This is a genomic window from Alphaproteobacteria bacterium 33-17 (assembly GCA_001897445.1).
In the GTDB taxonomy this organism is placed as follows: domain Bacteria; phylum Pseudomonadota; class Alphaproteobacteria; order Rickettsiales; family 33-17; genus 33-17.
The window spans coordinates 77,221-95,943 of sequence record MKSX01000009.1; the positions used below are offsets into that span (position 1 = coordinate 77,221).

The 18,723-nt window shown below is 33.4% G+C and carries 18 protein-coding genes and 1 tRNA gene; 8 read left to right on the top strand and 11 right to left on the bottom strand.

Annotated features, from left to right (window positions below; genetic code table 11):
- Nucleotides 1-48: 48 nt before the first annotated feature.
- The 10 genes from BGO27_04120 to BGO27_04165 all read right to left on the bottom strand — a co-directional run bounded on the left by BGO27_04120 (nucleotide 49) and on the right by BGO27_04165 (nucleotide 12,237).
- The gene (locus tag BGO27_04120; protein ID OJV16016.1) at nucleotides 49-1,401 is read right to left on the bottom strand and encodes a hypothetical protein; all 1,353 of its coding nucleotides are present in this window, start codon (nucleotides 1,399-1,401) and stop codon (nucleotides 49-51) included.
- Nucleotides 1,401-2,801, bottom strand: a complete 1,401-nt coding sequence (locus BGO27_04125) for a hypothetical protein (GenBank protein OJV16017.1) — start codon at nucleotides 2,799-2,801, stop codon at nucleotides 1,401-1,403. The genes BGO27_04120 and BGO27_04125 overlap by 1 nt, the downstream gene beginning before the upstream one ends.
- A 1-nt stretch (nucleotide 2,802) precedes the next feature.
- Nucleotides 2,803-4,872 carry a hypothetical protein gene (locus tag BGO27_04130; GenBank protein ID OJV16018.1) on the bottom strand — a complete coding sequence of 690 codons (2,070 nt, stop codon included), beginning with the start codon at nucleotides 4,870-4,872 and terminating at the stop codon, nucleotides 2,803-2,805.
- A gap of 168 nt (nucleotides 4,873-5,040) precedes the next feature.
- A complete protein-coding gene (locus BGO27_04135; GenBank protein ID OJV16019.1) occupies nucleotides 5,041-6,072 on the bottom strand; it encodes a recombinase RecA in 1,032 nt (343 codons plus the stop codon).
- Nucleotides 6,073-6,194: 122 nt separating this feature from the next.
- Nucleotides 6,195-8,312 (bottom strand): hypothetical protein, encoded by a 2,118-nt coding sequence (locus BGO27_04140; GenBank protein ID OJV16020.1) that lies wholly within the window; start codon nucleotides 8,310-8,312, stop codon nucleotides 6,195-6,197.
- A gap of 166 nt (nucleotides 8,313-8,478) precedes the next feature.
- The gene (locus BGO27_04145; protein ID OJV16021.1) at nucleotides 8,479-9,243 is read right to left on the bottom strand and encodes a hypothetical protein; all 765 of its coding nucleotides are present in this window, start codon (nucleotides 9,241-9,243) and stop codon (nucleotides 8,479-8,481) included.
- A gap of 20 nt (nucleotides 9,244-9,263) precedes the next feature.
- Nucleotides 9,264-9,950 (bottom strand): flagella basal body P-ring formation protein FlgA, encoded by a 687-nt coding sequence (locus BGO27_04150; GenBank protein ID OJV16022.1) that lies wholly within the window; start codon nucleotides 9,948-9,950, stop codon nucleotides 9,264-9,266.
- Between the two features lie 108 nt (nucleotides 9,951-10,058).
- Nucleotides 10,059-10,850: a flagellar basal-body rod protein FlgG gene (locus BGO27_04155; GenBank protein ID OJV16023.1), complete on the bottom strand. Its 792-nt coding sequence runs from the start codon at nucleotides 10,848-10,850 to the stop codon at nucleotides 10,059-10,061.
- 10 nt (nucleotides 10,851-10,860) lie between these two features.
- On the bottom strand, nucleotides 10,861-11,601 hold the full coding sequence (locus tag BGO27_04160) for a flagellar basal-body rod protein FlgF (protein OJV16024.1): 741 nt from the start codon (nucleotides 11,599-11,601) through the stop codon (nucleotides 10,861-10,863).
- Nucleotides 11,602-11,664: 63 nt separating this feature from the next.
- Complete coding sequence (locus tag BGO27_04165; protein OJV16025.1) at nucleotides 11,665-12,237, bottom strand: hypothetical protein; 573 nt, start codon at nucleotides 12,235-12,237, stop codon at nucleotides 11,665-11,667.
- 155 nt (nucleotides 12,238-12,392) lie between these two features.
- On the opposite strand from BGO27_04165, the gene BGO27_04170 reads away from it, so the two are divergent.
- From BGO27_04170 to BGO27_04205, 8 genes are all read left to right on the top strand, one after another.
- The gene (locus BGO27_04170; GenBank protein ID OJV16026.1) at nucleotides 12,393-13,112 is read left to right on the top strand and encodes a hypothetical protein; all 720 of its coding nucleotides are present in this window, start codon (nucleotides 12,393-12,395) and stop codon (nucleotides 13,110-13,112) included.
- Nucleotides 13,113-13,125: 13 nt separating this feature from the next.
- A complete protein-coding gene (locus BGO27_04175) occupies nucleotides 13,126-14,469 on the top strand; it encodes a signal recognition particle protein (protein OJV16027.1) in 1,344 nt (447 codons plus the stop codon).
- A gap of 54 nt (nucleotides 14,470-14,523) precedes the next feature.
- Nucleotides 14,524-14,724, top strand: coding sequence for a hypothetical protein (locus BGO27_04180; GenBank protein OJV16028.1), 201 nt, complete (start codon nucleotides 14,524-14,526; stop codon nucleotides 14,722-14,724).
- A gap of 341 nt (nucleotides 14,725-15,065) precedes the next feature.
- Nucleotides 15,066-15,140, top strand: a tRNA-Gly gene (locus tag BGO27_04185).
- Between the two features lie 28 nt (nucleotides 15,141-15,168).
- Complete coding sequence (locus BGO27_04190) at nucleotides 15,169-15,369, top strand: hypoxia-induced family protein (protein ID OJV16029.1); 201 nt, start codon at nucleotides 15,169-15,171, stop codon at nucleotides 15,367-15,369.
- Nucleotides 15,370-15,649: 280 nt separating this feature from the next.
- Complete coding sequence (locus tag BGO27_04195) at nucleotides 15,650-16,375, top strand: hypothetical protein (protein ID OJV16030.1); 726 nt, start codon at nucleotides 15,650-15,652, stop codon at nucleotides 16,373-16,375.
- 2 nt (nucleotides 16,376-16,377) lie between these two features.
- On the top strand, nucleotides 16,378-17,328 hold the full coding sequence (locus BGO27_04200; protein ID OJV16031.1) for a hypothetical protein: 951 nt from the start codon (nucleotides 16,378-16,380) through the stop codon (nucleotides 17,326-17,328).
- A gap of 86 nt (nucleotides 17,329-17,414) precedes the next feature.
- Entirely contained in the window at nucleotides 17,415-17,600 is a 186-nt protein-coding gene (locus tag BGO27_04205) for a hypothetical protein (protein ID OJV16032.1), read from the top strand.
- Here BGO27_04205 and BGO27_04210 read toward each other — a convergent pair.
- Nucleotides 17,597-18,721, bottom strand: a complete 1,125-nt coding sequence (locus tag BGO27_04210; GenBank protein ID OJV16033.1) for a hypothetical protein — start codon at nucleotides 18,719-18,721, stop codon at nucleotides 17,597-17,599. The two genes, BGO27_04205 and BGO27_04210, sit on opposite strands and share 4 nt — an antisense overlap.
- Nucleotides 18,722-18,723: the final 2 nt, after the last annotated feature.

The following is an 18,723-nucleotide window of genomic DNA, read 5'->3' on the forward strand; positions in this document are numbered from 1 at the left end:
GCGAGGAAATGACGCATACCAGAATTATAAAGAGTTAACTATAGAAATTTACTTTCTGAACATATTGACTACATCGTTGTAATGAGATGACTTTAGCATTACAACGATTTTGTCATAAGCCATTATTATATCTTTGTGATCGGGTATTAATACCTCACCATTTCTATAAATTGCCCCAATCTCCAGGTAATCAATTTTATCGATATCAAATACATTCTGACCAATAATTTTACTATCTTCCATTACTTCAATTTCAATAATCTCTGATTTGATTTCTAACTCTTCATGAAGTGCTGAAACTTTTTCTAAGCTAAAGTTTTTGATAATGTTGTTTATGGTAATAGCTCTTGGGTTTACTATGTGATCAATACCTAAATTTATAGCAAGGTCAGCATATGTATCAATCTCGTTAATAAGCGCAATTACGTTTGGAACGCCGCGCTGCTTTGCAAGTAATGCGGCTAGTATGTTTACTTTATCATCGTTAGTAACACTAAGCAAAACATCCGCGTTATCAATCTCAACTTCGTTTAAAATACTGCGGTCGATTGCACTACCATTTATTACAACAGTTTTTTCTAAATGCGATGCAAGATCATGCGCTCTTTTTTCTGATAGTTCAATCACCTGCAAATTTCTTTTAATAGGGGAATCTTCTACCATTTTAGCAATGGTATATCCAATATTACCGCCACCAATAATAACAATGTTTTCAATATTATTATCAATTCCTGATAAATAACAAACATCTTCGGCGTAGCTTGCAACTACTGCAATGAAAAGCTTATCACCAAGCTCTACATTTTTAATATTTTCGCCAAATATATATTGCGTTCCTCGCTGAATGCCAAGAATTTTATAGTGGTCTGTTACTATATAGTCGTTAATATCGACCGACATAATTCTTGCGCCTTCACCGATATTGAAGCTTATAACTTTTAGTAAGTTGTCACAAAATGATATAATTTTTTCAACGCCAGTAATCCTGATATGATCGAAAAAAGCTTTGGCTACTTCTGCTTCAGGGGAAATAATATGATCAACAAAAATACCGCCTGGTGCAAAAAGTTCACTATATTTAGGATCAAGATAGCTTTGGCTTCTAACTCTGGCTATTTTTAAAGGTGTTGAAAATAATGAATATGCTTCATGGCACGTTAGCATATTAATTTCATCGGAAACTGTAACTGCAACGATTGCATCAGCTTTGCTCATGCCAGCTTGTTCAAGTACATCAGGATGGCAGCTATGACCAACAATTGCTCTAATGTCGTGATAAATATTAAGGTTGTTTACAACTTCAGGGTTGGTATCAATTACGCTAACTTCATGACCGTTTTCAGACAGGTAATTAGCAATACTGCTGCCAACTAATCCTGCTCCGCAAACGACTACTCTCATTAATTTACCCTATGCGTATGAGCTTTAAATGCATCATCATTTGCTAATGCTGTATCATTAGCTGGCGTAGTGTTTTCAGTATCAGTACCATCAGAAATGATATTCAACGATTTTAACTTGCGATGAAGCGCAGATCTTTCCATACCAATAAAGTTTGAAGTTCTTGAAATATTGCCATTAAATCGCATTACCTGAGCTGCAAGGTATTGTTTTTCAAATATTTCACGTGCTTCTCTAAGTGGCAGCGACATAAGACTAACGTTTGAGTCAGGCTTAACAATAGCGGCCTTACTTGATATTAGATTACTAGGTAAATCATTTGCGTTAATTTCGGTGTTATGCTCACCCGGAACCATTATTAATAGCCACTCTAATACGTTTCTAAGTTGTCTTATATTTCCAGGCCACTCAAATAACTGCATTACTGCCACAGCGTCTTCTGAAAGTTTCTTGCGATGAAGTCCTGAATTTTCAACTAAATGATTCATAAAATACTCGCAAAGAAGAGGTATATCTTCTTTTCTTTCAGCCAAAGATGGAACATGTATAGGCATTACGTTAAGTCTATAGTATAAATCTTCTCTGAATTTCCCTTGTTTTACAAGCTCTTCAATGTTTTTGCTGGTAGATGCGATAACTCTAACGTCATTGCCAGGTTGCTGAAGATGGCGTAAAAACAGGTTTTGAATATCATGCGACATTTCGGTAACTTCATCGATATAAAGCGTGCCTTTGTCAGCCTGAGCAAATATACTGGTTTTATTATTACTAATTTCCTGCTGGAATGTCTCTGATGCAATATTTACAGGTCTAAATACTATAAAAGGTGCTTTTGCACGTTTAGATTTTTGATGAATCATCTCAGCTACTAATTTTTTACCTGTTCCAGAAGAACCAGATATCAATACTCTGCTAGATGTTTGAGCAACTTTATTAATAACCGATTTAAGTTGTAAAATCGCAGAGCTTTTCCCGATAAGCTCCTGAACTCCAAGCTTTTTTCTTAGCTCTAAGTTCTCCTTTTTTAAATGGTAATTCTCAATAGCACGTTTTAAAATGGTGACAAGTTTATCTTCTGCAAATGGCTTTTGGATAAAGTCATATGCGCCCATTTTTATAGATTGTACAGCAAGTTCAATAGTTGCATGACCGCTAATCATTACTACAGGTATATCCTGATTAAGGCTGGTAATAGATTCTAGCACGCCAAGACCGTCAATTTCACTTCCTTCAAGCCAAATATCAAGTATTACAGCTTCAATACCCTCATTTTCTTTAAAGAGTTTAACGGCTTCCATACCATGGCTTGCGGTAATAACCTCAAAGTTTTCTTCCTGTAATATATCGGAAATTAACTCCCTAATATCTTTTTCGTCGTCTACAACTAATATTTTACTCACATTAACCTACAACATTCAAATTTTTAGATATAGCAATAGAAACAGTAGCACCTTGCTCATTATCGGAATTATCACTCATATTGTCTAGAGATTTATTATTTAGAAAATTAATAAAACCCATATGATCTTCGATAATTTTCCTAACTATAGCAAGACCAAGACCAGTACCACCTTGTTTAGTGGTGAAGTACGGCTCAGATAGTTTTTGAATGGTTTCTTCATCAAAACCAATACCATTGTCTTTAATATCTATATACATAAATTTATCATCATTTTTTATATATATCAGGATGTTAGGAGTTTTAACTCCACTCGTTAAAATTGATTCTATAGAATTCTTTATAATATTCAAGAGTACTCTATGAATTTGTTTAGGATCACAGCTAATTTGTGTATCATTTTCGTTTAAATACGCTACTTTTATGTAATTTTGATATTCAGCAAACGTATATTTCACATCGTTTATAACCTTTTTAATATCAATATTTGTAAAGGTAGGGGATGGGAGTCTTGCAAAATCAACAAACTCATTAACCATCGAATTGATATTTTCAACATTTGAAATAATAGTATTTACATATTTTTCAACGTTTTCTGACTCACTAATTTCAAGCTTTATAAGTTTTTTTCTTATTCTTTCCGCAGCCAGCATAATAGGAGTTAGAGGGTTTTTCATTTCATGGGCTATACGCCTTGCAACATCTGACCATGCCGCAGATCTTTGAGCAGACATAAGCTTAGTAATATCATCAAAGCTTATAATATATTTAATTTGTGACTCAGTAGATTCATCATGAATAATATTTATACTTAAAGTTTTATTTGTTTTGTTTGCAGTTACTTCTATTTGAAAATTCTGAAATGCCTGATTCTGAGTATTAGGAATCTGAATTAATTCACCAAATTCCATAAGTAAATCTGATACATTATGATTTATGCATGCCTCTTGATTAGTTTCTAAAATTTCTAAAGCTCTTTGATTGATCAATTTTATGGTTGCATTACTATCAAGGGCAATAACACCTGCACTTACGCCTTCTAAAACTTTTTCATTAAACCTTATTTTATCAGCTAATATATCATTGGTTAGAATCAAATCGAAATGCTGTTTTTCAATTTTTTCAATCATTTGATCAAGTGTATAAGCAAGAATCCCTATCTCGTCATTTACTTCTTCTACGCCCGATCTAACCTTTAAGTTACCATCCTGAACCTTTTGAGCAAGTTCTACCAATGTAGTGATAGGTGAGGTGAGTGATGAGGCAAACCCAATACCGTAATAAGTTGTAAATAATAACATCAAAATAGCAACTGTAGAATATACTAGAATAATCTGATACTGAAACTTAATCATATTAGTCATTAGCATTTGGTATTCGTTTGAAGCACCACTTACTCTTTCTATATAATTCAGCACTTTATTATCAACATATCTTGATGCGACAATATAACCGTCCAGAAAATTTTGCAGCTTAATAATAGACTTTACAGAGTCTTTAGAGTTTGTCTCAATTACTGCAATGCTGCCGCTATCGGCATTTTGCACAGATTGGTGTGGTATTTTTGACCAGTCTGTAGAAGTTGCCAGGTCAGTTGCTGTAACCAGCTTACCATACTGGAATATTACAATCTCGGAAAGTGAGCGTATATCGCGCTGCAAATTAATATAATCACTTAATAACTCACGGTTTCCTGAAAAAAGGTAAAACTGTTTATCAATATCATTGGCTAAAAAAAGCAAATCAGTTCTAATATTTTCTTTATGTTCGTCTAAATAAGCATTTGCGACATTTACAGATTCAGCAATCGCTGTACTAACTTTTTCATGAAACCACGTATTTATTCCATAATGTAAAAATATACCTGAGAAAATTGATATAATCAGGGTAGGCGTGATTGCTATTAAGGTAAATGACTTAATAATTCTTTTCCTGAGAAAGCTTATTTTTCCTTTAATGGCGTAATTTCGTGATATTTTCAGAATTACAATACAAAGAAGTATGTTCCATACGATAGTAAATATAGAAATAGTATATAGCAGGCGTTTTTGGTTGCCATAACCATTTAGCATCTTGTGACTTAGGAAAAAATAACCGATAACCAGAAATATCGATATTAAAGCAAATACCGTTACAATAATAAGGTTTCTATTTGAAAATTTTTTGTGTAGTAAGCTAGTCACATATTTAATAAATTAGGTTGATAAAAAAAGGGGCTTATACAGCCCCCTATTAGTAAATTATGCGTCAGCATGTTCTGCAATGCTTACATCTGTGTCGATAAATAAGCTTGCATTTGAAGATTGCTGGCGAATAATGTTTTCAATCTTGGTTGCAATTTCAGGATTGTCCCTTAAGAATTGCTTAGCGTTTTCCTTGCCCTGACCAATTTTATTGCCTTCATAAGCATACCATGAACCTGATTTTTCAATAATGTCAGCTTTAACGCCAAGATCAATAATTTCACCAAGTTTTGAAATACCTTCACCATACATAATGTCAAAATCAACAGTTTTGAATGGAGGGGCAACTTTGTTTTTAACAATTTTAACTCTTGTTTGGCTTCCTGTTACGTCTTCTTTATCTTTAATGCTGCCAACTCTACGAATATCCATACGAACTGAAGCATAGAACTTAAGAGCATTACCACCGGTTGTTGTTTCAGGGTTACCAAACATAACGCCGATTTTCATACGAATTTGGTTAATGAAAATAATAGTACAGTTAGTTTTAGAAATTGAACCTGTAAGTTTTCTAAGAGCCTGACTCATAAGTCTTGCTTGTAAGCCCATATGAGAATCACCCATTTCACCTTCGATTTCTGCTTTTGGAACTAATGCTGCCACACTGTCTATTACGATAAGATCAATCGCACCAGATCTTACAAGTGTGTCTGCAATTTCTAAAGCTTGCTCACCTGTATCAGGTTGTGATATTACTAATTCATCAATATTTACACCAAGTTTTTTGGCATAAATTGGGTCAAGAGCATGCTCAGCATCGATAAATGCACAGTTACCACCAGCTTTTTGCGCTTCAGCAATAGCATGAAGTGTTAAAGTTGTTTTACCAGAGCTTTCAGGGCCAAAAATCTCAATGATTCTTCCTTTTGGAATGCCGCCGATACCTAGGGCAATGTCAAGGCTCAGTGATCCCGTTGAAATTGCTTCAACTTCAATAGTATCTTTCTGACCTAATTTCATTATAGAGCCTTTACCAAATGCTTTTTCAATTTGACCAAGTGCTGCTTCTAATGCTTTATTTTTATCCATAATCTTACCTATTTTGTAAATAAAAAATCCTTCCGTGTTGTCCTATTTCTAGCACAGTAAAATATATAATTCAAAGGATATAATAGCTAATATTATATAATAATAAAATTTTGATAAATATATTAGCTTTGTTTCATTAATACTTCTTTCACTTTTTCTGCCAGTTGTTTAAGGTTAAATGGTTTAGGTAAAAAGTGGAACTTGCGGTTTTCAGTGCCATAAGTTTCTAAAAACACATCTTCACCATATCCTGAAATAAATATAACTTTAAGATGCTTAAACTGTTTAGTAACTTCCTGAATAATTTTAGGACCATGGCTACCTGGCATCATTACATCGCTAATAATAAGATCGATTGAATCGCCTTCGCGCTCTAAAATTTCTTTTGCCTGATCACCGTTTGATGCTCCTAAAACCTGATATCCTTTCATTTCCAATGCCTGAACAGCAAAGTGTCTTACAGCGTCTTCATCCTCAATAATTAGGATTTTAGAATCACCTGTAAGATCACGGCTAATAGGCTCTGCAAGTTCAACTGGTTTGGTTATTTCATTTTTGGAAGGTATATAACGTTTTAAATATATAGCAAATTCAGTTCCTTCATTAATTACACTTTTTACGTATAAATAGCCACCTGACTGCCTGATAATACCATAAACAGTGGCCAAACCTAAGCCAGTTCCGTAGCCGACTTCCTTTGTTGAAAAGAATGGTTCAAATATCTTCTGAATATTTTCTAATGGAATACCGCATCCATTATCAGCAAAAGATATTTTTACATATTCGCCTTCTGGTATAGTTTCATCAGGTGTAGGCGGAATATAGTCGCTTCCGATAGTATTATTATCGTCTATAACTATATTTTCTGTTTTAATAACAAATATACCCTTGTCTCCGTTTATAGCATCACGAGAATTTACAGCAAAGTTTATCATTACCTGTTCAAACTGACCTTTATCAATCTTAGTTAGCCACAGATTTCTGCCATGGTAAATTTCAAGTATAATATTATCACCAACCAAGCGAGATATTAAACTGGTTATCTCATCTATACATTCTGTAACGTCTACAACTTCCAGGCTTAAAGTTTGTTTGCGTGAAAAAGCCAAAAGCTGTTTTACCAAATTTGCAGCTCTTGCTGAGTTTTGTTTAATCTGCATAATTTCGGGAAATGATCTGTCATTAGGTCCATGACGTAACAATAATAAATCACAAAAACCAAGTGTTGCAGTAATTAAGTTATTGAAGTCATGCGCAACTCCTCCTGCAAGCTGTCCCACTGCCTGTAGCCTTTGGGAGTGCATCATATTTGGATCAAGGCTAATGCCTTGTTGCTTACTAAAATAAATAATAAAAATATTGCTCAGCTTACTTACGTTTAAATTTTTTATAAATCCAGGCTTATGAATTTGGATTGTATAAGCTTGATTTTGATATGTATAATCAAGGAATTTAATTTCATCGGATTCTAATTTTTCAAAGCATGATAAAATCTTTTTTTGTATCTCTGCTTGTAACAATTCTTTTAAAGGCAAATTATTAAAATGCTCAGAAAATTTCTTATTAGATTTGATAACATTTAGATCTTCATCTGTAACGATGCAGGCATCTTTTGTTCCGCTTGTGATGTATTCAATAACATTATTAAAATCAATTGTTTTTGGGCAAAGTACTAAATATTCCTCATCTTGCTCGATATTACCAAAACAATTTAGTATAACAAAGTCTTGTTTAATAATGCTCATATCCCTAACAGTGGTTCCAACAGTAAGTCTATGAGAGTGATTTGAAAAATCTTTAATATTAGGGCTTACTGAAACTACTTTATTAAATTCATCAAGTATAATAAGTGGTATTTTGAAGTTCTTAGAAAAATCAGTAAACGATATAATATTAGACTCATATATTAATATAACATAGTAGTAAGAATTTTGATGTTTAATATATTTAAAGTCATAATAATAGTTTTTATTTTTTTTATTCCAAAGGTAGCAAGACAGGTGTGACTTCATCTTGAAATGCTTAATAAGCTTATTTTTAGAAAATTCTTCTAATTCTAAATATTCTGCAATTTCGCTAAATTCTGTGACCGCAATATTCATAAGAGGTGATTTGTATTTTGTATGCCTGTAAGTAACATTACCATTTGCATTTAAGATAATTGTCTCAAGAGCATCACGGTTATTTGCGACTAAATCAATTATACTTTCAGAAAAATTCTTTTGTGATGACAGCATCATTATGAGTGCCGAAGAGCATAAAAAAACAAATATAAAGCCAAATATTATAATCTCACGATTATAGCCTTTAGGGTTAGTCTCGCAAATATACAAAACCATAAAACACATTATAAGGCATGCGATAAAATTCATAAGCAAGTGTGCGTCGCTTACAAATTTTACAAATCTAGAAAGGCGAGAGTACATCTAAAATCTGGGTTCCAATTCTTGGTTGTTGTACGTTGCTTATGTTGCCGCGGCCACCATAAGAGATTCTTGCCTCTGCAATTTGATCGGAAGTAATCGAATTGTCAAGTCCGATATCTTCAGGTCTTGCTATACCTTCGATAAATACTTCACGTACTTCATTGTTAACCCTAACTTCCTGTGTGCCTCTTACCACTAGATTTCCGTTAGGAAGTATTTGTGTAACTGTTGCAGCAATTTGCATGCTAATGTTTTCTTTGCGGGCTATTTTGCCTTCGCCTGTATGATTAGCATTTCCGCTGAGATTAATTAACCTTGTTGGATCTAAAGTAGCTTTAGGTAAAAAGTTCTTTAATTTTGTATCAAAGCCCAAAAGGTTTGGTGCTGCCATGTTTTCACCTGTGCCACGTTTCTGTTCGGTTTTATTATTCATATCAGCTTTATCCTGAATATTAATAACAATCTTTACTATGTCGCCAACTCTGCGTGATCTTTCATCGCGGAAAAATGTACGATTGCCAGGTTGCCATAAAGAATTATGATTTTTAGGGGCAAATTCTGATTGAGCATTAGTTTGATCATTATTTGGAAAATCAACAGGTCTGTAACCGTTTTGATTTGTTGGGAACTCAACAGAGTTTAAAGGCGGTCTGTCGCCTATATAGCTTAACTTATCTATAGTGCTTGGGCAGGCACTTAATAAAGTAGGTATAATCATTAAAATGATTTTAGTATAATAAGACATAACATTATCGCTTTAAAGCTTTAGTAAATTATGGCAGTTTTTTCACCTGATACTTTTGCAGTGAAAATATTACCACTTCTTGTATTCTTGAGTTTGATCATATCATTCATTGATCCATTTTCAAGAGCTAAAGCTGTAACTTTTATAGAAATGTTTCCTTTTTCGTAAACAACATTTACAGATTCATTTTTATGTATTAATAGCGGTACATATACATCGCGTATATTTAATGGTTTATCAGCATTGGTACTTGTTCTAAGTGCCTTGCCTACCAGTTCTTCTTTTGTTTTAATCAGGTTATTATTCACCTTCTGCGATGGATAGCTAATAAAATAAATATCTGATTCTCTAACAACAGTGCCTGCGGATAATTGCGTTTGAAGTGCTGGTACTAAATAATTAAATGCGAATTTTCCCTGATATAACGCATTTTTATTATCTATCTTAAGTCCTACTCTAAAGGTATAGCCAAAATCATCTACATTAATGCTTGTGATGCAAATTTCATCTTTTATAAAGAAGTCATTATTTGACGTAAGTCTAACATCAATAGCTGATTTATGTTTTTGTTCAATTTCGCTTTTAATCAGGTCGTCCAATTCTTCCTGGCTTTGCACTGACATATCGCAAGAAGATGCAAGGCTGTATGTTGGATAAATACTAATTGAAAATAATATACATAAGAAAAAATATGGTTTGGAAATCATTGTAATAATCTAAATTTAATTTTTAATATCTTAGGAAATTTTTTAAATAAAGTCTAATAAAAAACCACCCTAAAAAATAGAGTGGTTTTTTTACATTAATTAATCATATTAGCTTGAGCGAATCTGATTAACAGTTTGCATCATCTGGCTTGCTGCTTGTATGAATGTTGAGCAGAATTCGTAAGCTCTCTGCGCCCTGATTAAACCTGTAATTTGGCTAACTAAGTTAATATTAGAATATTCCAGCCACTTTTGCTTTAGAGTACCAAAACCAACATCACCCGGGAATCCTTCTAAAGGTTCGCCAGAAGATTGAGATTGCTTAAGTAAGTTATCCCCGATAGCTTCTAAGCCTTTTTCATTTATGAATCTGTACAAGCTAAACTGACCTACTAATTGGGGATCGGGCTGATCAGTAAATTTTACAAAAACTTGTCCTTGTTCATTAATGTCAACGGCAATAGCGTCTTGGGGAATAATAAGACCTGGGGAAACAAGATAACCTGCCGATGTTACAATTTCACCATTTTGGTTAACGTTAAAAGCACCCGCTCTGGTGTAAGCAAAATCACCATTTGGCATTTCAACGCGGAAATATCCTTTGCCTCTGATTGCAACGTCTGTGTCGTTTTGGGTTTCCTGTAAATCACCTTGTGTAGTAATTCTGTATACGTTACCTGCGTTTACACCATGACCAATCTGAATACCTGTAGGTATGGTTGTTCCAACGTCTGAGGATATAAGACCCACGCGTTTTACGTTATCATACATAAGATCCTGGAACTCAATCCTTTGTTCTTTATATCCAATGGTCTGGCTGTTCGCAATATTATTTGAGAGAACTTCAATATTCTTTGCGTAAGCTTGCATTCCACTGGCTGCGATATCTAAGTTAATCATGAATTTCCTCCTAACTTACTTTTCCAAAAATTCTGAATGCGGTTTTTTCCATTTCATCTAACGAATTTATTATTGTTGTACCTGTTGAAACATTTCTTTGTGCATCAATTAGTGTGGTTAGTTCTACGATAGGCTCTACATTTGATAATTCTAAAACACCTTGGTAAACCTGAAAATTCGCTGCATTTGGAAGTGGATCGACAAGCGCTTCTAATAATCCATTTCCACGAGGTTGCATAAATTGCTCATTTTCAAACTGAGCTATACCAATATTTCCTATAACTTCAGGACCTGCGGTAATTGTGCCATCTTCACGAACTACGATATCTTGATCAATATCATTAATTACAATTGCTTCGCCGCCATTGTTTAAAACCTGATAGCCTTGTGGAGTAACCAGTTGACCTTGTGCATTTAATGTAAAATTACCGCCTCTTGTATAGCGTTCGCCCTGTGGTGTATTAACCCTAAAGTATACACCCTGACCAACTAAAGCCACATCAAATTTATTGCCTGTGGATTTATAATCGCCAGGGTTTACATTACGTACAGTAGATACATCACGTGAGTAATTGATAACATCTTTATGAGTTGCATTATGAAGTACCTTTTCAAAAATCATTGATTGTCTTTGAAAGCCTGGTGTATTTGCGTTTGCAATATTATTTGATAATGTTTCTACTTCCTTGAACATAGAGTTTTGACGTCCAAGTAAAACATAAGTTGTATTGTCAAAAGATATAGCAGCCATATTCATACCAAAAATTTGTATTCTGGTATTCATACATGCAAGGGGTGTGCCAAATTAAAAAAATTATTTTAGCAGCTTTTGTAACTGCTTAATTGCCATTGCTCTGTGACCAATTTGTTCTTTTATATCTAATCCTAATTCCGCAAAAGTTTTGTTATATCCATCAGGTATAAATACAGGGTCGAATCCAAATCCATGTAAGCCCCTTGCAGGGAAGGTAAGTGTGCCACTATCTTCTCCGCTAGCAATAACGGTATTTTGCCCGTCATAAAAACAGAGTGTGCAAACAAACTTTGTTTTATAGGGTTTGGGGAGGCTTGATAACATTTCTTCAAGTCTTAAAAATGATGCTTCATAGCTACCATTTTCTTCCATAAAGTCTTTGGTTTTTACGCCAGGGAAGCCTTTTAACGCTTCAATCAACATTCCCGAATCATCTGCAACTACGGGTATGTTAAATATATTATAGTAATAGCGCGCCTTAAGTTCCGCATTTTCAGCAAAAGTAATTCCATCTTCAACAGGCTCTGGGATATCTTTATGAGTTAAAGTTTCAATAATAAAATTTTCTGAGAACGCCCGTGAAAGCTCAGCTATCTTACCTTTATTTTGGGTGGCGAGTAATATTTTTTGCATAATATAAATCAATAATAATTATAATGGATAACATATGTATATTAAATTTATAAAAAATCAAACCTATACCGTAATTAGTTTAATAATTTCAGTTGTAAAAAAGCCATTTTTGCTACAATCTATAAAAAATAGTTTTGTAGCAAAGTGGTTGGAAAGTGGTAAATATAATTACAAAATATAAGTCTGAGAATTTTAACGATAGGAAGGGTGATTTTATTATCGATACTATTGTTATTCATTATACGGTTACCGATTTTGCTACCAGTCTTAAGTTGCTTACTCAAAGCAAATACGGGGTTAGTAGCCATTTTTTAGTGAACACTAATGGCGATGTATATAACCTTGTCGATACCGAAAAGCGTGCATGGCATGCTGGCAAAAGTTACTGGCGTGGTAATACCGACGTAAACAGTAATTCTATAGGTATAGAAATTGTAAATGATGGTTATAGCGAGTTTACTGATGATCAAATATCTTCTGTTTTAGAACTTTGTCAGATGTTAAAGGAAAAGTATCAAGCCATAGAAGACCGCAATATAATAGGTCACAGTGATGTAGCAATAGGAAGAAAAATTGACCCAGGTAAGTATTTTCCGTGGCAGTATTTTGCTGAAAATGGGGTAGGGGTTTGGGCAAATATAGACAAGGATCAGAGTGAACCTCTATATTATATAGGTGATAAAGATGATAAAATTCTGGAAATTAAAGAAAAACTATCTGATTATGGATATCAGATTACTAACTTTGATGATACGTATGACCTAGAGCTTAAAAAGGTTCTATATGCGTTTCAGCTTCACTTTGATCCTGAAAATGCCACAGGAAACATTGACAATAACACTATTGCCATTATAGATAGTATTTATTATTTATAATAGTAGGTTTAGGATGTTTGAGAGTCTAAGTGATAAATTATCTTCAGTTTTCAATAAATTAAAGCGTAAAGGTTTAATTACCGAAGATGATCTTAATCAGGCTGCAAGGGAAATCCGTATTGCGCTTCTTGAGGCGGATGTTGCCCTTCCGGTAGTAAAGTCTATTATCGACCAGCTTAAAGAGCGCGCCATTGGTGAAAAAGTAATAAGCAATGTATCGCCTGTTCAGATGATCATTAAAATCATGAATGATCTGATTTTAGAGGCATTAGGCGCAGAGTCTTATGACCTAAAATATAGTGGCATTCCGTCTTCATTCTTATTTGTAGGGCTTCAGGGTGCGGGTAAAACCACATCTGCTGCAAAGCTTGCATTTTTCCTTAAGTCTAAGCAAAACAAAAAGATTTTACTAGCATCTTCAGACATTTATAGACCGGCAGCGCGCGAGCAGCTTAAAAAGCTAGCGGATCAGCATCAGTTAGATTCACTTAGTATTATTTCTGATGAAAAGCCGCTTGATATTGCTAAAAGAGCTTTAAAAGAAGCAGAGCATAAAGGGTATGATATACTTATATTTGATACAGCGGGAAGACTTCATACAGATGAAGAATTAATTCAGGAAGTTATTGATATTAAAGGAATATTGCGCCCAAGCGAAACAATTTTAGTTGCTGACAGCATGACAGGTCAGGATGCTGTAAATATTGCTAAAGAATTTTCTGATAAAGTTGGTCTGACAAGTGTTATTCTTACAAGAATAGATGGTGACGCAAGAGGTGGGGCGGCATTAAGCATAAGAAAAATTACTGAAGTTCCTATAAAATTCTTAGCAACTGGTGAGAAAATTAACGAGTTTGAGGTTTTTCACCCAGACAGACTAGCATCCCGTATTTTAGGAATGGGCGATATCGTATCTTTTGTTGAGAAAGCAGCAAGTCAGCTTGATCATGCTGAGGCTGAGAAAGTTGCTAAAAGGGTGATGAAGGGTAATTTTGACCTTAACGACCTTGCAAGCCAAATTAAACAAATGAAGCGTATGGGCGGTCTTGGATCTATTATGAGTTTTATGCCAGGCATGAAGCAAATTAAAGACAAAATAGGCGAAATGAACGTAAATGAAAAAGTTTTTGACTGGCAGCTAGCGATTATCAATTCTATGACAGAAGAGGAGCGGAGTAACCCAAACCTCATGAACGGCTCACGAAGAAAACGTATTGCAATTGGAGCGGGAAGAAACGTTCAGGAAGTTAACCGCCTGCTTAATCAATATGAGCAAATGCGTAAGGTTATGAAGCAATTTGGTAAGATGGATCCTAAATCGCTAATGAAATCAGGAATTGGTAAACTTTTTTCTTGAAACTTTACATAAAAAAGGGTAATATCCCCTCAAAATTTTAATTAAGGTATAATCATGGGTAAAGCTAAAACAGCAAGTAAGAACGATCCAAGTAATCGTGAAAAGGCAAAAGAAGTATTCTATAACGGTAAAAAAGTAAAACCTGTTAAATTCATCAGTGAAACATCAAACTTTATTGCTGCTGAATATGAAGACGGTTCAATGGTTAATGACTCTAATGGTGATCCGTTACCATGGTCAAGCGTAGTTGCATAATTATAGTATTTGGATTTTGATTAGTTTAGGCGTCGCTTCCAAACTCATGTACTAGTTTTGTACACTTCGTTTGTCGCTCCTTTAATCAAATCAAACTACAAAACTATAATACAGTAAACAAAATATTAGTAATTATTGTATTATTTCCTAGTATATAGCTAAATCTAATATGTTATTTAATTTAGTTATACAAAAAAGCGCCTTAATTTTTTATGGCGCTTTTTTTTATTATTAAATTAACTTTTAATTTGTTGTCAGATGTTTTTGCAAAAAAAATGCATTTTTATTCAAATAAATGCTTGCAAAATATAAAATATAGGTTATAAAAATCACATGTAGACGCGGGTATAGCTCAGGGGTAGAGCGCAACCTTGCCAAGGTTGATGTCGAGAGTTCGAATCTCTTTACCCGCTCCACTTTTTAAATGACTACATAGGTAGACTTATGTCTCTACTCCCTTTAGTTCTCTTCGTTGCAATGTTACTTACATTAATAGCTTTAATAGCAGGAATAGTGCTTATGGCTAGAGGTGGTAAAATCAATCAGAAATATAGTAATAAACTTATGACAATGCGTGTAGTTTTGCAAGGTCTTGCAATTGCTATTGTTGCTATAATATTTTTAGTTGCTAAAAAATCTCAGTAATCTTTTATTTAACAAGATAAGTCATTCTCATTGCAAATGGTGCAAAACATCATGTGGCAGGCTATTGTTTTAATCTTGATAAATATTTCTATACGGTCATTGCTGCAGAGGTTCAAAGTTTCGGTGACGTCATTAAGAAAGGTATGAAAATACCTTGAAGCAATCTATAATTTTTTAAAGCCAATCTTATTATAAAAAAATTTGTAATTTTTATTAAATCATTTAATATGTTGATAAATAACAATTTGTTTATCATTTTCATATGCGATTACTTCCTTTTTTGATAGTTTTAATACTATGTGCATCACTTTTAAAATTTATATCAGTTACAAATTTTGATAATGTATTTGATAAAATGGAGTCTTTAATTCAGGCTTTAGAAGCAAGCAACATGGCGCATGCTAATGAAGGTGGTGGCGAAAAGAAATCAGAGCATGATACATCTAATTCATCTAAAGGAAAAGATAAAGACTATAAACCAAAGAAAAAGCCAATTACTGACCCTTCCAGATATAAAGTCAGTGATACTGCACCTGAAGACTCGTTAGCTCTTGACCCTAATAATAAATGTACAGCTGCTGACTATGAAATGTTTTCAAGGTTAAAACAGCGTAGAAAAGACCTTGAGGAAAGGGAAAAAACAATTACTGATAAAGAAAATATCATTATAGTATCAGAGCGTAGGATGAATGAAAAAGTAGCTGAGATTAAAAAGCTTCGTGAGGATATTAGAAGCATGCTCAATACTTATAAAACAGAGCAACAGGAAAAAATAGATAGTTTAGTTAAAATTTACTCAAATATGAAGCCAAAAGAAGCAGCCAGAATTTTTGAAGAGCTAGACATGAGTACTTTGCTTACTGTTATAGCAAGAATGAAGGAAGCAAAATCAGCCCCGATTCTTGCTGAAATGAATCCAATTAAAGCTCGTGATATTACAATTGAGCTTGCAAATCAAAAAAAGTTTTCCGAAGATATCTGCGGATGTAAAATGCAGGATCAATAATCATGATTAAACACAAAAAAGCTATTATTACAATTGGGATATTATTAAAAATACTTTTTCTATCATTTTTCTTTATTCCTTATAAACACTATCCTAAAACTATTATTATTCCCAAAGGTACAAGCAGCTCTGAGATTATTAATATTCTTCATGAAAATAATGTTGTCAGATCAAAAATCCATTCATATGCAATGTTTTATTTATACAGAATATTAGGTAAAAGTTTAAAATCTGGCGAATACGAATTTTCAGGAAAAGAATCAACAATATCCGCTTTTAGGAAAATTAAAGACGGAAAAGTTGTGCTGCATTTTCTTACAATACCTGAAGGTCTTACTAACTATGAGATTTATCAAATTATAAGTAATGAACCAAAGTTAACAGGCGCTATAAAGGCAAGCTACAAAGAAGGCGAGTTATTACCCGAAACATATGATTTTGTTTATGGTGAGACTAAAGAAGAATTTATCAGAAGAATGAATAAAAATCATAACAAGTTAATTGCTAAATTATGGGAAGCAAAAAGCCCTGATTTAAATATAAAAAGCCCGCAAGAATTAGTAACTCTTGCGTCTATCGTTGAAAAAGAGGCAAAAGAGCATTATGAGAGGTATAAAGTAGCAAGCGTATACAATAACAGGCTGAAAGTTGGCATGCCCCTTCAGGCGGATCCTACTGTAATATACGCCATAACAGAAGGCAAAACCAATATGGGCAGGCTACTTACTTCCAAAGACCTTAAAATAACCTCTCCTTATAATACATACACTGTAAAAGGTCTTCCTCCTACTCCTATATGTAACCCAGGCGAAGCATCCTTGCTTGCTGCTGCAAATCCTGCGAAAACGCCTTACTTCTACTTTGTAAGTAACAATAACGGTGGTCATAATTTTGCAACAAACCTTGCAGATCATATTAAAAATGTAAGGGTTTATCGTAAAGGTCTGAAATAACTGAATAATCTTTACTTAATGTAAATAAAATTGAATTAATTAACTATTTATGCTATAATATCCTAAATTTTGAATTAGGTATAATTATGTCAGAAGAAAATACTAAAGAAATTAAAAAAGGTCCAAATTGGTGTGGTACTAAAGATCCAAGATTTGAAAACACTCAATGTGACAAGCCACAAGGTACTCATTGTGAGAAAGGTGAATTTTGGTGTCAGATTAATTTAGAAGACTATAAAATGCCTGAAGAGCTTGCAGATTACAATTACTAAAGTTTTGGTGATCCAATTTTAAATGCTTTAAATGACCTTATAATATCTGAATAGAAATCACTATTAGGTGCTTCTATTTTACTGCGGAAACCTGTAGAATTTTGTAAGGTCATTTGATTGTTATTTTCTTTAATTTTATCTATAGCCAGTGATAAGTAATTTTTAGAAATTTTGTTTTCATTAATAAGTTCGCTTAACACATCGATGATATTCATCCAAAATAACTGGTTGGGGTCATTATCCTGAGATTTTGCTCCTGAAGATAAATCTTCCATAAAGTCTTTCAAATCAAACAAAGAATATTCAGTGGTGCTTTTACTATAAATATCTTTATTTCTCAAAATATTTTTTGCTTCTATTAATCCCTGTTCTTCCCAGTAAATTGATGCAGCAATTAATAAAACGGGGTCAATAGTATCTAAAATTGTACTTATAGCTATATTATATAAATAAGGATCCTGAAATAATGCCTTGATATAAACTTGATCATTTATATACGGAAAATAGCTAAAATAAACTTTGTAAACTTCATTACCAAAGTTACGTAAATTTTTGCCATATTCAGGAAGTGTTATATGTTCATTTTCTTCTAACGATTTAAGTATTTTAAAAAAACACTTAAGGTCTGAGTCTAAAATACCTAAACACTCTATAGTGGGTTCAAATATCATGCTTTTTTCCCATAGGTCGTAGTAGCTTTTTAAGGCCGTTCTCTCTACCATATAGTCTAAAAGATCAAGGCACCATTTGCCAAAAGTACTCCCTAAATCTTCGCGATCGAGGAAATATTCTAACGCTGGAATCACTTCATTTTTACCTTTTGCAGCATGAAAAAAAATTGCAAACATATCAGAAGAATAGTAAAATTTAGTTTCAGACTCAGACTCAGACTCAGACTCAGACTCAGACTCAGATTTAGACTCGTAAAAATTATTTAAAGCATATTGAACATCATATAATTCATTGTACCTTAATTCTCGCATATTTTGATATTTAACTTCATCTAAATACTTGTTTGCATAATCTAATAATGATTTGATTTCAGTTAAAATTTCTTCAGTAGTAGATTGTGATTGCTCAACAATTTCTAAAGAAAATTTTTGTATTTGCTCTTTTCCCATAG